The 14,616-nt window shown below is 54.8% G+C and carries 12 protein-coding genes and 3 pseudogenes; 5 read left to right on the forward strand and 10 right to left on the reverse strand.

The features are described 5' to 3' along the window. Positions 1-8: 8 nt before the first annotated feature. The 7 genes from HNR55_RS14850 to HNR55_RS14880 all read right to left on the reverse strand — a co-directional run bounded on the left by HNR55_RS14850 (position 9) and on the right by HNR55_RS14880 (position 4,411). The gene (locus HNR55_RS14850; protein WP_166116677.1) at positions 9-362 is read right to left on the reverse strand and encodes a hypothetical protein; all 354 of its coding nucleotides are present in this window, start codon (positions 360-362) and stop codon (positions 9-11) included. Between the two features lie 14 nt (positions 363-376). Next, positions 377-781 carry a DUF6876 family protein gene (locus HNR55_RS14855; protein ID WP_242005632.1) on the reverse strand — a complete coding sequence of 135 codons (405 nt, stop codon included), beginning with the start codon at positions 779-781 and terminating at the stop codon, positions 377-379. 225 nt (positions 782-1,006) lie between these two features. Continuing rightward, positions 1,007-1,387 carry a DUF6915 family protein gene (locus HNR55_RS14860; protein WP_166116679.1) on the reverse strand — a complete coding sequence of 127 codons (381 nt, stop codon included), beginning with the start codon at positions 1,385-1,387 and terminating at the stop codon, positions 1,007-1,009. Between the two features lie 16 nt (positions 1,388-1,403). Beyond that, the gene (locus HNR55_RS14865; protein WP_337250300.1) at positions 1,404-1,565 is read right to left on the reverse strand and encodes a DUF6878 family protein; all 162 of its coding nucleotides are present in this window, start codon (positions 1,563-1,565) and stop codon (positions 1,404-1,406) included. Next, positions 1,531-1,842: a DUF6878 family protein gene (locus HNR55_RS14870; RefSeq protein ID WP_166116683.1), complete on the reverse strand. Its 312-nt coding sequence runs from the start codon at positions 1,840-1,842 to the stop codon at positions 1,531-1,533. Before HNR55_RS14870 ends, HNR55_RS14865 begins: the two co-directional genes overlap by 35 nt. A 65-nt stretch (positions 1,843-1,907) precedes the next feature. Continuing rightward, positions 1,908-2,276: a hypothetical protein gene (locus HNR55_RS14875; protein ID WP_166116642.1), complete on the reverse strand. Its 369-nt coding sequence runs from the start codon at positions 2,274-2,276 to the stop codon at positions 1,908-1,910. A gap of 167 nt (positions 2,277-2,443) precedes the next feature. Continuing rightward, entirely contained in the window at positions 2,444-4,411 is a 1,968-nt protein-coding gene (locus HNR55_RS14880; RefSeq protein WP_166116685.1) for a ParB/RepB/Spo0J family partition protein, read from the reverse strand. Positions 4,412-5,000: 589 nt separating this feature from the next. Between HNR55_RS14880 and HNR55_RS14885 the strand changes: the two genes are divergently transcribed. The 4 genes and pseudogenes from HNR55_RS14885 to HNR55_RS14900 all read left to right on the forward strand — a co-directional run. Continuing rightward, positions 5,001-6,602: a B12-binding domain-containing radical SAM protein gene (locus tag HNR55_RS14885; protein WP_166116687.1), complete on the forward strand. Its 1,602-nt coding sequence runs from the start codon at positions 5,001-5,003 to the stop codon at positions 6,600-6,602. Positions 6,603-6,917: 315 nt separating this feature from the next. Then, positions 6,918-8,005, forward strand: a protein-coding gene (locus HNR55_RS14890) for an IS3 family transposase (protein ID WP_166116689.1) whose coding sequence is annotated in 2 segments (ribosomal slippage) — positions 6,918-7,179 and positions 7,179-8,005 — 1,089 coding nt in all. Because the reading frame shifts where the segments join, the coding sequence is not laid out codon by codon here. A gap of 65 nt (positions 8,006-8,070) precedes the next feature. Further along, a protein-coding gene (locus tag HNR55_RS14895; RefSeq protein ID WP_373318160.1) for an IS5 family transposase occupies positions 8,071-8,795 on the forward strand; the annotation gives its coding sequence in 2 pieces (ribosomal slippage) (positions 8,071-8,358 and positions 8,361-8,795; 723 coding nt in all). Positions 8,796-9,084: 289 nt separating this feature from the next. After that, positions 9,085-9,834: pseudogene (locus HNR55_RS14900) on the forward strand (IS5 family transposase); the annotation flags it as partial. 100 nt (positions 9,835-9,934) lie between these two features. On the opposite strand, the pseudogene HNR55_RS14905 reads toward HNR55_RS14900, so the two are convergent. The 3 genes and pseudogenes from HNR55_RS14905 to HNR55_RS14915 all read right to left on the reverse strand — a co-directional run. Then, positions 9,935-10,366, reverse strand: a pseudogene (locus HNR55_RS14905) (transposase); the annotation flags it as partial. A 32-nt stretch (positions 10,367-10,398) separates the two neighbouring features. Continuing rightward, complete coding sequence (locus tag HNR55_RS14910; protein WP_124296705.1) at positions 10,399-11,736, reverse strand: IS110 family RNA-guided transposase; 1,338 nt, start codon at positions 11,734-11,736, stop codon at positions 10,399-10,401. Positions 11,737-12,051: 315 nt separating this feature from the next. After that, positions 12,052-12,717 (reverse strand): annotated as a pseudogene (locus tag HNR55_RS14915) (transposase); the annotation flags it as partial. A gap of 205 nt (positions 12,718-12,922) precedes the next feature. Between HNR55_RS14915 and HNR55_RS14920 the strand changes: the two are divergent. Further along, positions 12,923-14,404 carry a glycosyltransferase family protein gene (locus HNR55_RS14920; RefSeq protein ID WP_166116693.1) on the forward strand — a complete coding sequence of 494 codons (1,482 nt, stop codon included), beginning with the start codon at positions 12,923-12,925 and terminating at the stop codon, positions 14,402-14,404. Positions 14,405-14,616: the final 212 nt, after the last annotated feature.

Here is a 14,616-nt window from a genome sequence, read left to right on the forward strand (position 1 = left end):
CGTTCCCCTCAGGCGGCGAGATCCCGCGGCGACGCGCGCAGGGCGTCCTGTGCGACACGCCGCGGATGGTGGCCCTCGGCGTAAGCCGCACGCAGTCCCGCAACAGTGGCAATATCAAGGAGCGTATAGGTGGACTGGCTCAGGCGCTGCACCCGCGCATTGGTCGCGCGCAACCAGCCATAGAAGCCGACATGGCCAGCGGCCGGGGCCAGAGCTTGCCTCTGGTGGCGGCCTCCCAGACGTGGCAGCGGGTTTTGCTGTTGTGTTTTGGTGTTCTTCTTTGTGTGTGGCGCTCTCTGCGCGCAGCCCACCGAAAGACCACGGGAGTCAGTGCGTGTCTGTGTCCATTTTGGCGCACGCACTGACGTGGCCTCGCTCAGTATTCGGATGTGAGCATGACAACTTTGCCGAGATCGCTATCGGCCACAACGTAAAGCTTCAGTTCCGCCAGCGGGAAATCCGTATAGTCCAGATGCTGGCGATACAGAATGTTGGCCTCGCGCTCGCCATTCCCATCCGTGCACACAACCTCGGCGCACTGTTTGGTGAGGTCCACCCTGAGCGTCCAGCATTCGAATTCGGCACGCCTGACAGCCGGAACAAGTCGCGCGCTCGCCACGATGTCCAGCAGCCACGCAGCACCATTACGAGCCAGATATGCCGCGCCATCGGTCAGGATCAGACCCATCGTGTAGCGATAGTACCGGGTCGTGCCGATAAACTGTGCTAGGGCCGCGCCCGTGATCGTTTCAGGTTGAGTGGCAGCCAGTGTTGCAGACATGTCTTTATCCCTGTGTATTTTTTGACACCCAGCTCCCTGTCAGGACGGTGGCCGTGCGCTCAAACGCGGCGCGCAGCGCCGGGAGCGAAGCCCCACCGTTTGAACGCACGGTCCCGTTCTGGCAGGCGCGTTTTGCTGTTTTCGTGTGTTTTCTTCTACTGTTCTGTTCTGCGCGTTTGTGTCCATTTTTGCGCGGGCAGTCGTCTGACCACGCGACACCAACCATTACGCAGCGATGGGCAGCAGCCCCGTTGGCGAAACCGACGGAGTGGAGGGCGCGTGCGGCGACACACGCACCATCCATCGTGCGGGTTCAATCGCCCGCGCCCAGTCCGCGAAACTCGGGATGTGGCCAAGGTCATCCAGAACATGCTGTTCACCAATCAGGCGCACCGGAACGGTGCGCCCGGCCGAATTTGTCATGGTGACGCCAAAGACCTGTTCGGCCATGAAAATACCTTCGGCATGATGGCGAAGTGCTCTGTGCCGCATGTCAGCCAGAATGGCTTTCGAGCCGTCAAACCAGTCATGGATTGCCTGATAATCCTCAGGAACGCCGCCCCATTTTTTTGCTGTAATGGATGCGTGGAAATAACTATGCGCCATATCCGCCTCCCTCGCCTCAATAGGTATGCATGAAGTCTTCATGCGAAATATAGTTTTCGGTATGAGACACCGTGATCGTATCTGTAACCGGATCAAAGGTGACTTCACCGGAGCCGCCTTCGTTGTTTTCCCAACCACTATGCTCAACAGCCACATATTGCATGGCGAGCGTCTCCATTACCTCCCTTAAGGGTGCTGTGTGACTGATGGTCTCTGCCAATGCCCATGAGTTTTGTCTGCACGGGTACCGTCAGGCTTTCCTGTCCGTGCCCACCTTCAACGGTGCACGCCTCCACGCCACCGGAATCACCATAACCATCGTAGCGGATAACGACTTTCGTGATGCCACACGCTTTCAGAGCCGCCATGACGGTCGCTCTGTCCTCGGCCCGGGTTTCACGCTGGAGCTGATTATAGCGATCCATCTGTTCAAGAATTGCCGTTGTTTCGGTCATATTTCCTGTTCCTTGTCCTGTTTTTTCTGATTGCAGGCGAGCGGTCGGGCCTCCCTGCATTGGATTTAGGCAGCAAAACGACGGGCTGGAGGCGCACCACTCAGCACCGCGCGAGCGTCACGTGTTCGGCTCAGAGAAAGCTTCAGGGGCTTGTCGTGGCGACCATCCCAGCTCAGCCCTTCACAGGGGATCAGCACCCCTGCCCTGCGCGCATCCTGATCACGCTGGAAGCACACACGCTCGTTCCCGCCCTCAGGGCGGCAGCAGGGCTGGCCCACAGATGCCCCGCAGCCACGACATGCCATCTGGTAGGCCGGATCGCCATCAGGCCATTCGTGATGGCAGCGCCGGCACGTTACGGAAGCATCGACACAGGCCCAGCGTGACGGAGCGGGCATTTTGGGCGCAGGAGGCAGGAAGGTAATCGGACGCATGGCATTCTCCTTTTCTGAATACCTGCTGCCTGCCGGGACGGTGGACGCGCGCTCAAACGCGGCGCGCAGCGCCGGGAGCGAAGCCCCACCGTTTGAATGCGCGGCCCCGTTCTGGTAGGCGCGCTTTTTGTCTGTGTTTTTGAATTTTGGACTGGAACCGACCGCCGTCAGGCGGCGATCCGCACCACCTCAAGGTGACTATCCAGATGGGCTTTGACCGCGGCCCGCGCGTCAGGATTGGCATCATCGGGCACCAGAACCCTGCCTGCCTGTTCAAGCAGGGCGTCTTTCACCTCAGCTGAGTCTTCTTCCCGTCCCTCTGGGTCATGGGCCTCGCCTGCGTCAGCGGTTTCTGTCGGCGTAGTTTCAGCCTCGTCCGGCCCTTCCTGACCAGTTTCATACAGTTCTTCTTCAACGGTAAGCAGGTGATCAAATTCACCCTCTTCCTCATCGTCGGCCTCATGACCACCTCTCATAGAGGCCAGCCTTTCAGCGTTACGCACCATAGCGGTCAATTCCGCTTTCCACTCATCGATCGCAGGACCGAACCCTGCCTGTTCGGGCACCCAACGACCGTCCGCTCCCACATGCGCCATGATGGCAGTCCGCATCTCCTTGCCAGTGTTGCGGGGCAGGAGTTTCAGCGCCTTACCCGCCTCCATGATGGCAGGTTTGCTGAAGCATTTGAGGAAATCGTCGAACGCCATATTGGGCATCTGCGCATCGGCGTCGAACAGCAGCCCCATGAGCTGGGCCGTTAGACCACTGCCGCTGTGCTGGCTGATCGTGCAGTTTGCGACGTTCTTGAGCACGGCCACTGCTTCCTGTCGTAGGAGTGCAGGCTCGCGGATCAACACACCTTCGGGAAAGAGCGTGGCCAGGGCGGTCTCCCGCCGGGTCATCTGACCATAATGTTCTTGTTCAGGGGTATGCACTTTGACATTCTGCCCCCCAAGGGCGAGCAGCAGGGCCGCAACCAGATCCCACGGGTCTACGTCCTCAGCAACCGCATCGAGTGCCGCATGCAACGCCTGTGTGCGGATCTGGCCCAGCATGGTCAGGCCTGTGCCAGAAATGGCCGCACGCTCTTTGGGAGCCGCGACGCTAGCAGGCGCAATGCTGCGCGGGGGCACAGTCCCTTCCTGTTCTTCCAGCGCCTGCGGCCGCAACGGGATTTCGTCAATCTTCAAGGTGTTGGGGTTGAGGAAATACCCCATCAAATCGGTTTCTTCAGCCGCCATCCAGTGCAGCACCCGCTTGTAGCCATCTGGCGCCGCCGCCTGCCCGTAGTCTCCGACCTCCATCCTGACCCCGCCCTCGGGCAGACAGTCGGCCAGCCACTGTTCCTGTGCGGCGGCATAGGCCGAGCCATCCTCGGTAAAGCGGTTGTCCTTCCCGCCTTCACCAAACAGGTCTTCAGTCCACACCACGCCACAGGCCTTCGCCGTAGCCTCATCAAAGCGGGCATCCACCGCCATATAACGTGCCTGTTTCAGGAAGCGGGCAAGCTCACGCCAGGGCACCGTGTCCTCGGGGTCTTCGGCGTTCAGACGATATTCTGCCGGGTCGGCATCCTCCTCGGCCATCTCCGCAAACATCTCAGCCCATGCCGCGCGCTGTTCTTCCACCGGGGCTGCGGCAATCACCTTCAGGTCATTGAAATCCGGGCCACGGCCCATATCGATGGCGTGCAGGATTGGGTCATGCAGCCCCGCCAGAAGCGACAGGCGTTTCAGATAGGCAGGTGTGACCATCAGCGCGCGGGAAATTTGTGCGTCTGTATACGCTTTTTCGCGGCGGGCCTTATCGACAAAGCGCCACTGTTCACTCTGCGTCATCGCCTCGCGGATAATGTTTTCGGAACCAGCCGCCAGCCCATCCAGTTTTTCGTCAGAGGACGTCACGATGACGTGCATTTCACGCATCTTGGCAAGGACACATGCCCGGCGGCGGCGATGGCCTGCCACGATCATGAGTTGGCCGTCAGGCAGTTCGCGCACCAGCGGGGCCTGCAGGAGACCCACCACCTTGATGTTATGGGCAAGGCGTCGGTCGGCTTCGACATTAGGGGCTGAGGTGCGGGGATTTTCGGGATTGTCGAGAAGGGTTTTCGGGTCGACGACGCGCAGTTCCATGGAGAGGCTCCTGATCATGGGGAAAACTGGCAGGTGATTGCGTCGGAGCTGATCTGCTCTTTTTATCAATCACCTGATGTTTTTCGCGCAGTCGCAGCTTATGCGGGCGGGCAAGGCCGCGCCGCCAGGCGCGCAACGCTTGGCGCTTGCCCGCCCGCATAAGCTGTGGCAGCCGTTCTTGCTTTTTTGCCTCTGTCGTTTATTTCCGTTTACGCCCTCATTCACGACATGCAAGCAGCCAAGCTACGATCCGAATAGCTGACATGGAAATCTGATTCTCCATTTTGCTCCAACTGATCAAATTCAGCGATTCACCGTAAAGATGGCAAATAATACTGCCCTATCGCCATTTCAGAATATTCTATCTATAAAGAGTCGTTCCCTTGTCCGAAGGGGCACATGCCTATCCTTCGCCGGGAAGCTGGCGTGCAGAGCTTCCTTGGCCGACGCCAGCAGGAAAAAGGCATATTCTGCGTCTCCCTTCCCTGAAACTAAACAAGGCCCGAGTGTGGTCCGGCACGCTCTCGATCAAGGCGATAGTCTCCCGCCCTGATCGCGATCAGCTGTTTTATCTGAGGATTTCTCCCTGATGACCGACAGCTGCAAGATCCTGATGATCTTTCCGCTTTTCAACTCGGGTTCGTTCTGGAACTACAAGGAAGCCTGTGAACTGACAGGAGCACGCTATCCGGCTGCACCTCTCGGTCTGATCACCGTGGCAGCACTGCTGCCGAAGACCTGGAACGTCAAACTGGTCAATCGCAACACGGAAATTCTGACGGAAGAAGACTTCGCGTGGGCCGACATGGTGATGACCGGGGGAATGCTTCCCCAGCGAAATGATGCTCTCCATATCATCGACATGTGCCGCGCCAGCGGCAAGCCAGTGGTGATCGGTGGGCCTGACGTCACCTCAAGTCCTGACATCTATCAAGCAGCAGATTTTCAGGTTCTCGGCGAAGCCGAGGAAATCATGACCGACTTCATCTCCGCGTGGCGTAGCGGCGCCACGCAGGGTGTTTTCGTAGCGCCCATGGGGAAGACTGATGTCACGAAAAGTCCTCTGCCGCGTTTTGATCTGCTGAAGCTGGATCAGTATCTGCATGTCGGGATTCAGTTTTCGCGTGGATGCCCGTTCAGTTGCGAATTCTGCGACATCATCGAACTGTACGGCCGCGTGCCACGCACCAAGACGACCGCGCAGATCATGGCGGAACTGGATGCCCTCTACGCCCTCGGCTATCGTGGACATGTCGATTTTGTCGATGACAACCTTATCGGCAATAAAAAGGCTCTCAGGAAATTTCTGCCTGACCTGAAGCGCTGGCAGGACGAAAAACGTTTTCCGTTCGAGTTTTCGACCGAAGCCTCAATCAATCTTGCCGATGATGCCGAACTGCTGAACGACCTTGCTGACAGCAACTTTTTCGCCGTGTTCGTGGGGATTGAAAGCCCGGACACCGACACGCTGGTCATGACGCAAAAAAAGCAGAACACCCGCCGGAGTCTGCAACAAAGCATCGAGACCATCCATGGCGCCGGGATTTTCGTGAATGCCGGTTTCATTGTGGGCTTCGACAGCGAAAAAGGCAGCGTTGCTCCCGGCATGATAGAGTGTATCGAAGACACGTCGATCCCCGTCTGCATGGTGGGCCTGCTTTACGCTCTTCCGATAACACAGCTCACGCGTCGACTGCTGGCTGAAGGGCGTCTTTTTCTGGATGACGGTCAGACGCAATCGGGGGACCAGTGCACCGCCGGACTGAATTTCGAGACAAGTCGTCCACGCCGGGATGTACTGGACGATTACAGAACGGTACTCAGGACAATCTACGAGCCGACTGCCTATTTTGGCCGTGTGCGCAGGCTGGGTCGTATGCTCAAACGCAAACGCGCGCATCGAATGATCAAAGGGGATCTTCGCAGCTTCTTCCGACTGCTCTTCCGCATCCATCGTGCAGGCCCGGGCACGGCTGGGCAATTCTGGCGGATGCTGGTCGACTGCGCGGTGCATAACCCAAAAGCACTGCCTTACGTGGTCATGACAAGTGCGTTGTATCTGCATCTTGGTCCGTTTGCACGGCAGGTCGTCGAAGAAATTGATCAGGAAATCGCCAAGCTCGATCAGGGGCTCTGGCAAGCCCCACCTTTCCGGGAGAAGCCTGTTGAAATAGTAATTCAGCCTGCCTGATTGCACTGTGAATTCGTGTCGTTCAGAGAGTTATCTGAACGCAGATGCAGCTCCTGAATCAATATGAGGCAACATCTGTCCGGTGAGGCTCTTCAGAAATAAGATCGAAATCCTATCTTTCTGTAAGGCTGACAACCAGCTTTCCTCCAAAGCCGCCTGTCCGCCATGTGTTAGGCTCAGGACCCATTGATTTGATTGCGGAAATCTGATTCAGCCTCTGTGAGGAGACTGAAGATGAGTGACCTGGTAATCCCCCCATAAAAAGAGTGACTTTTGAATGAGAATTTTCTCAGCGTAAGAATTGAGGAGATTCTGATGAAGAGTGATCGCTTTACTGACGCCCAGATCATGGGTGTGATCCGCCAGGCTGAGGGCGGTGTCCCGGTTCCTGACCTGTGCCGGGAGCATGGGATCAGCAACGCCACGTTTTACCGGTGGCGCGCGAAATATGGCGGCATGGATGCTTCGATGATCAGTCAGATGAAGGCTCTGGAAGAGGAGAACCGTCGGCTGAAGCGCATGTATGCGGATTTGAGCATGCAGACGGATATCCTGAAGCAAGCCCTTGGAAAAAAATGAAGCGGCCAGCCCAGCGCCGGGAACTGGCCGCACAAGCTGTGGCGCATCATGGGGTCAGCATTGCGCTGGCCTGTCGGATTTTTGGGATATCCGAGACCTGCTTTCGCTATCGTCCGCGACTGGCAGCGGAGAACGACAGGATTGCCGCTCTTCTGGTGGGACTGACCCAGGCTCACAGGAGATGGGGATTTGGTCTGTGTTTCCTGTATCTGCGCAATGTGCAGGGACAGCTCTGGAATCATAAGCGGGTTTATCGGATCTATCGGGAACTGGAACTCAACCTGCGGATTAAACCCCGCAGGCGTCTGGTTCGCGAAAAGCCTGAAAAGCTGTCGGTTCCGGCCCTTCCCAACAGGGTCTGGTCCATGGACTTCATGGCGGACAGGCTGATGGATGGACGTGCTTTTCGGCTCCTGAACATTCTGGATGACTTCAATCGTGAAGGACTGGCGATCGAGGTTGATTTTTCCCTGCCAGCCTGTCGGGTTGTCCGCTGTCTGGAACAGGTTATGGAGTGGCGTGGCAGGCCAGAAGCCATCCGAATGGATAATGGCCCTGAATATGTCAGTCATACGTTGGTTTCATGGGCCGAAAAGAAGGGGATTACCCTGATCTATACGCAACCGGGTAATCCGCAGCAGAACGCCTATATTGAACGCTACAACAGAACTGTCCGGCAGGAATGGCTGGAGCAGTATTTGTTTGAAAGCATTCAGGACGTGCAGGAGGTCGCAACACAATGGCTCTGGACATATAACCATGACAGACCCAACATGGGGAACAGCGGGCTAACCCCCGCCCAGAAACTAAAAACAGCTGCCTGAAGTCTCATTCAATGCCCCACTAAAAATGGGGGGATTACCACCTGTATTGGCTGACCGAGGAACAGATGGATCGTCTGCGGCCCTTTTTCCCGAAGAGCCATGGCAAACCTCGCGTTGATGACCGTCGTGTGTTGAGTGGGATCATTTTCGTGAACAGAAATGGTCTGCGCTGGCGTGATGCCCCCCGGGAATACGGTCCACACAAGACGCTCTACAACCGCTGGAAGCGCTGGAGTGCTATGGGGATCTTCATCCGCATGATGGAGGGATTGGCTACTGGCAAGGCAGAGCCTCAGACAATCATGATTGATGCGACCTATCTCAAGGCCCATCGCACGGCTTCGAGCCTGCGGTTAAAAAAGGGGGCCCAGGCCGTTTGATCGGGCGGACCAAAGGCGGGATGAATACGAAGCTGCATGCTGTCACTGACCGGAACGGACGTCCGCTCAACTTCTTCATGACAGCAGGTCAGATCAGTGATTATACTGGTGCCGCTGCCCTTCTGGACAGTCTCCCATCAGCCGAATGGATGCTGGCAGACCGGGGCTACGACGCTGACTGGTTCAGAGAGGCCCTGGAGGAGAAAGGGATCAAACCCTGTATTCCTGGTCGAAAATCTCGCGCAAAACCGGTCAAATACGACAAACGGAAATACAAAAGACGCAACCGTATCGAGATCATGTTCGGCAGGCTCAAGGACTGGAGACGGGTCGCAACACGCTATGACAGATGCCCGACCGTCTTCTTCTCCGCAGTCTGCCTCGCCGCAACCGTCTTGTTCTGGCTATGAGTCCTGAGCCTAGTCATAGATTAAAGTCCATCATCAGCGATGGCAATATCCCCAGATCGTTCCGATTAATGTGAGGTGCCGCCGCATTACGGGAAAGTCAAGAGAGATGGCTCCATTCATTCATACAAATTTATAATTGGAACAGGATTTGACGTGGAGGGATCGAAGAACCCTTGATTGAGGTGCCTAGGTTCTGTTGACAAAAGACCTTTTCAGGTTGTTGGAGATGTGATTCAAAGCTGGTCTTTGCGGAGACCTTTGAATGCGTGGCGACCTGACGGGACGAAGAATGGGCGATTATTGGCAATCTGCTGCCGCCTGAACGTGGCCGCTGGTCCCGACCAGCACAGGATAATCGTCTGTTTCTCAACGGAATGCTTTATGTCCTGCGTGTCGGTTGTCCGTGGCGGGACATGCATGAGCGCTACGGAAAATGGAACTCGGTGTATGTGCGGTTCCGTCGATGGGCAGAGCAAGGCGTCTGGGACGCTCTGCTGGAAATGCTGGTCGAACTCGGCCTGACCGATGACTGGCAGCACATGATCGACAGCACGGTCGTTCGGGGTCACAGCCAGGCGGCTGGCGCAAAAGGGGGACTCATAAGGAAGGCTTTGGTCGAAGCCGCGGCGGCTTTACGAGCAAGATCCACGCCCGTTCTGACGGTCAGGGACGCCCTCTTGGCTTCGACCTGACGGGTGGTGAAGTTTCTGATTATTCCGGTGCTGATGCCCTGATGGACCTGCCGGTCGTGACACCGCGCCGACTTCTGGCCGACAAGGGGTATGATAGTGACAGGATACGGGAGAACCTGCTTTTTCGAGGTATTCTTCCCGTAATCCCGCCACGTTCGAACCGGACACAGGACATTCCCTGCGATTTCCGCCGATACCGTGACCGAAATCGTATCGAAAGGATGTTCAACAGGCTCAAGCAGTTCCGCCGTATCGCCACCCGCTATGACAAAACGAGGAAATCCTTCCTCGCCTTTCTCAATCTCGCTGCCGTCAAGCTGTGGCTACCATCTTTTGTCAACAGAACCTAGCCGGTAATTTCTGGGTTTTGGCGATTTGATTGACTACTTTTGGGTTCGTTTTCGATCTGCGTTTTGAGCAGATCGAGTGCTGCCCCCCGCTGGATTGCTATGCATTCGCGCTGATCCGCTCCAGGAAGAGGAAGCGGCGCATATTATAGACGATATTGGCCAACCCGATCCTCATGGTGGCCCGCGTTATGCCGACGGTTCGGACGAACAGCCCGGTCTGTGATTTCTGATCAGCAAAGACATGCTCGACACGCGAGCGGATGACCGACTTTCCAGCATTTGATTTCTGGATATGCCGGGGCATAGGCTTGAGATGCGGCTTTTTGCGATGAACCTTGGAGACAAAGCCCTGCTTTTCCATGAAGTCTTCGTTGGCTTTTGAGCGATAGGCCGTGTCGGCCCAGACACTTGAGGCCGTATTGGTTTTATCCAGAAGCCCCTCTCTCAATCGCGCGCCATCACTGGCGGCGGCATGCGTTGTTTTCCATTTCCGGATGAACCGGTATTTCCGATCGATGGAAACATGATCTTGTACCGGGAGCGCAAGCGATTTTTGCGGTTTCAGGGAGTCTTCTCAATCCGATTGGAACGACGTCCTGCTCTGATGTTTTCTCCAACGGTATAGCGCTCCAGAATGATGGCTTTTGCTTCAGAGAGGGTGATGCTGTTTCCCTCCCTGTCGCGCACTTCGTAAGGCTTTCCTCGTTTGAGAACGCTGAAGATCCGGTTCACAATACGATTGGCAACGGCACATAAAGCCTGTTTGTGATGATGACCTTTCACTGTCATCAGCCTCCAATAAAGTTCTGCCAGTTCAGGATCTGTTTTTCGTGCCGTATCAGCAGCAAGATAAAGGGCTTGTTTGATGCGGTTATTGCCACCCTGGGTCAGGGTCTGGCCCGCTCGCTCCACACCACCACTATCAGCCCTTCTGGGAAACAGGCCACAAAAACCCCGTAAATGTTTTTCAGAATGAAACCGCTCAATGTTCTGCAAGATACCAATCAGGGTCGGCGCGAGATGGCGGCCGACACCCGGAATACTGAGCACAAGACCCTGTGGGTCGAGGTGTTTGTAGAGGTCAGCAATATGCCGCTCAAGATCTCCAACAGTCTGAATTGTCGCCAGAACATTCTTAATTTCCATCGCGATCTCGAACTGCAGTTCCGAAAAATCAATGTGTGTCCCATGAAGGTCCTGAGCGTATTGCGCCGCTTCACGCAACCCTGTGATCAGCGTTTCCACAAAGGGCCCACTGCGCGGATGGTTCCCTCCCGCATGGGCTGCAACATATTTGGCGAGTGTCGTACGACGCGCCTTCAAAACATCCGAGGGGTGAAACCATTTCTGCAACAGGGCCAAAGAGAGCCGCGTTCCTAAGTCGGGCAAGACTGCTTCAAGCCTGGGGGATGCCCAACGAATGAGATCAAGCAAACGCCGCCTGGCATCCGCGATCTCGTTCTGAAAGCGGCTTCTCTGTTTGGTCAGACGTTGAAGAGCGTGGCTTCGTGGATCCGGAATATGGACTGGATCAAGGCGTGGTCCACCAAATGATGGCATGGCCGCCAGGATCTGGGCATCAGCCATATCTGTTTTGGCGTGTTCGGAAAGGTAACGGCGTAGAGCCTTGACCCGCTTTCCCTTGACGCGGGCTACGGTGACGCCAGCATCCGCAAGGTGGTGGGCAACAGGAAACCAGCTCATACCGGTTGGCTCCATGATGGCCTGAATGTGGTCATCCGCCCTCAGCCCCATCACGGCAGTCTGAACAAAGGCGGCAAGTGAGGGCTGATCATGCCTGAAACGAATTGCACGGCCATTAGGGCGGCCATCGTCATAGATCTGAGCGAGGTGATCTCCGCGAATGGCCAGATCAATACCAATGGTACGGAATGTCATGGTCGGTCCTTTCTGGTGAGGGAACCAACGCTGCGGTCACAGTCAGGTGTGTCATTCGTGGCCGATCAACTTCACTCAAAGCAGACGCCACAATCATGTTACTCTTGCCCCGTCAGCGCGGCCGGGCCGGGTTCATGCTTCACGGAGACGAGACGATCGGCGGATCTCTCAGGGATTTTAGCCCCGAACCGGCCTGGTTCATCCTGACAGTATAGACCCGGTTCCCGGCATGCCGGGAACCGGGTCTGATCCACAAGCACGTTTTCGAAGCCTGCGCTTCTCTGACTTTCTCCATGGCATCAAACCCGGCACCGCTATCGATACCTGCGATTTATAGCCAAAGAACGGGATGGCGAGATCGCTGGATGGCATGGTTCCATCATCCTGCCGCTTCGCCTTCGTGAACTTCAGTGTCCAGCGCGCATGACGATCCTTGTGCGACAGCTTTGCGGGTCTGTCCTGCCAGTCTTCAGGAATACGTCCTTCCCGAAGATCGGCTTTCTCTGCATTGGTGTTCCGCTGCTTCGGAGCTGCTACCAGCGCGGCATCCAGGATCTGGCCTGACATCGGCAAATATCCGGCGTTGCGCAGGATCGCATCAAAGCGGTTGAACAGCCCATCGATCGCACCCGCCTGGGTCAGACGCTCGCGAAACAGCCAGACCGTTTTGGCATCCGGCACCCGATCTGAAAGTCCCAGCCCAAGGAAACGCATAAAGGAGAGGCGATCGTTGATCAGATATTCCGTCCGCTCATCAGACAGATTGTTGAGCGTCTGGATCACCAGAATTTTGAACATCAGCACCGGATCAAATGGCGGTCGTCCACCTTTGCTTCCGTCAGAACACGCCAGAGCCTTCTCCAGGTCAGGGCGGAAGACTTCAAAATCCACAGTCCGGGAAAATGCTTCGAGCTGATCACCAAGCCCGCTCAACCGGGCAAGCCGCTCTTCAACGTCAAAAAATCCCGCCTGCTTCATGATCCATACTCCAATCAACGCAAGGAAAATGGAATCACAGAGCAGACCTCAATACCAGAGGGTTTTTCGAACCCTCCAGCTTCATCTTCTATCTTAAAGAATGTGTCCTGAGCATAGCTGTTTACATAGACAGTGGCATATAGGAAAAATTAGTCGTATAAATTATGATGCGTAACACATTGCAATATTGGGTTGTTTTGGATAAGTGATGGTTGAGAAATTGGAAAACACAACAGGGAAATGGTCGTATTTAGATAACAAGTATTGGTTAATATTGCCAATATTTACCTTTTTTATACTTTCCATTGAAACTGTAAGTCATAATAATCCAATAAGCTTTTCTGTTGATGATGCATGGATTACCATTGCAAATGCTGAATTAATACTCCACGGAGGAATGGACAACTACGGAAATACCATTCCTTCGGGAGCAACCAGTTCTGTTCACCTATTCCTTGTAACGCTGTTAGCACCATTATTTGGAGGCCCACAAGCAAGCTTCTTGTTGGGGGTAGTGTGTGCCGCTCTCTATGCCGTCGGATTATGGCGCTTGCTTTTCAGTGTGTGTAGAAGTCCGTTTCTTTCGGCGTGCGGTACAGTTGTTGGTCTGCTTGCGTCGCTGACATGGTGGCAACTGATGAACGGTCTTGAGACCGGACTCGCAATGGCTGCTGTGGCTTGGGCAGTCTATTTCCTTCAAAGCCAACGGAATAGGCCGCTTGCTTTTCTCATCGGTGCGATGCCTTTCATTCGTCCAGAGCTTAGCGTTCTTTCATTGTTCCTCATTTTCTATCTGTCATGGACGCTTCGTCATAATTTTTCAGAAATAGTCAAGCTTATTAGCTCATTACTCTCAGTGGCAATCGTACTTGGTATTCTAACATGGTATTTTACTGGTCATATAATATCTCCAACTGCAACTGCAAAAGCAGCCTACTTTAATGAGGTTCAGCCAAATTTTAATAAGCGGCTTACGTTAGCGTTTAACTTTGTTACAGAAAGCCGACTTTCTTATTTTCTGGCCGGAATGGTGATGCTGCCGACTTTACGCGGTGGTTGGATCTATCTCGCATATTTTATCGTTTTTCTAATTGTCTCAGCGATTACGTTGCCTGTTGCATTATTCCATAATGAATACCGATATCTATACACATTCGTACCTTTTGGCCTTTTGGGCTGGTGTACAATGGCGACATATGCTCGGCAGATTGTGCCCGTATTCGCTATTGTCATGGTATGTGTTGCAATGATTTTTCCTACTCAGGGGTGGGTTGATTATCTTGCAGCGACTAACTGGAATCGCGCACAAAAGCCGGTTGCTGAATGGGCTGAGCAGAACCTGCCAGATGGAGCAAGGATCCTCATCCATGATGCGGGTTATTTCGGCTGGCATTCGCGTTATGTTGCAACTCCCCCGCGAAAGTTTGTCATTATAGATGTTGTTGGTCTCAAAACTCCCAGCGCAATCCATTATCATGAGCAGATAACAGCTCCTTCACGTGGCCAGGACCGTTGGAAGGCGGTTGACCGCATTGCGCGCGACAACATGGTGCAATATGCGATCATTGCGAATGTTGGCTTCTGGGGTGATATAGAACAGTATTTGCGCCGTGCTGGCTGGACGGTTGAACTGATCTACCCCAATCGCGTTGGCTATCAAATTTTTAAGCTTACGCCACCGCAGAAGTAATCTTACAAACATCTCCTGATATCGTTACCATCTCGACGGGCTACTCACGTTTGTTCGCATAACACTGATCAACGTTTGTAGCCCACGAATGGTTTGGTTATCACGCGCACGCTGCAGTCGTCGCTGCCCCAGCTATGAATCATAGCCTGCATCCGGCCTCGCAATTATTCCCGATCCGCGATCAGACGGATACGATAGCAATAAAATCAGAC

This window comes from Acetobacter lovaniensis (assembly GCF_014207635.1).
In the GTDB taxonomy this organism is placed as follows: domain Bacteria; phylum Pseudomonadota; class Alphaproteobacteria; order Acetobacterales; family Acetobacteraceae; genus Acetobacter; species Acetobacter lovaniensis.

Coding starts and splice junctions, on each gene's coding strand:
- HNR55_RS14855 (WP_242005632.1), bottom strand. CDS start 781: ATGTCTGCAACACTGGCTGCCACTCAACCTGAAACGATCACGGGCGCG.
- HNR55_RS14860 (WP_166116679.1), bottom strand. CDS start 1,387: ATGGCGCATAGTTATTTCCACGCATCCATTACAGCAAAAAAATGGGGC.
- HNR55_RS14865 (WP_337250300.1), bottom strand. CDS start 1,565: ATGGAGACGCTCGCCATGCAATATGTGGCTGTTGAGCATAGTGGTTGG.
- HNR55_RS14870 (WP_166116683.1), bottom strand. CDS start 1,842: ATGACCGAAACAACGGCAATTCTTGAACAGATGGATCGCTATAATCAG.
- HNR55_RS14875 (WP_166116642.1), bottom strand. CDS start 2,276: ATGCGTCCGATTACCTTCCTGCCTCCTGCGCCCAAAATGCCCGCTCCG.
- HNR55_RS14880 (WP_166116685.1), bottom strand. CDS start 4,411: ATGGAACTGCGCGTCGTCGACCCGAAAACCCTTCTCGACAATCCCGAA.
- HNR55_RS14885 (WP_166116687.1), top strand. CDS start 5,001: ATGACCGACAGCTGCAAGATCCTGATGATCTTTCCGCTTTTCAACTCG.
- HNR55_RS14910 (WP_124296705.1), bottom strand. CDS start 11,736: ATGACATTCCGTACCATTGGTATTGATCTGGCCATTCGCGGAGATCAC.
- HNR55_RS14920 (WP_166116693.1), top strand. CDS start 12,923: ATGGTTGAGAAATTGGAAAACACAACAGGGAAATGGTCGTATTTAGAT.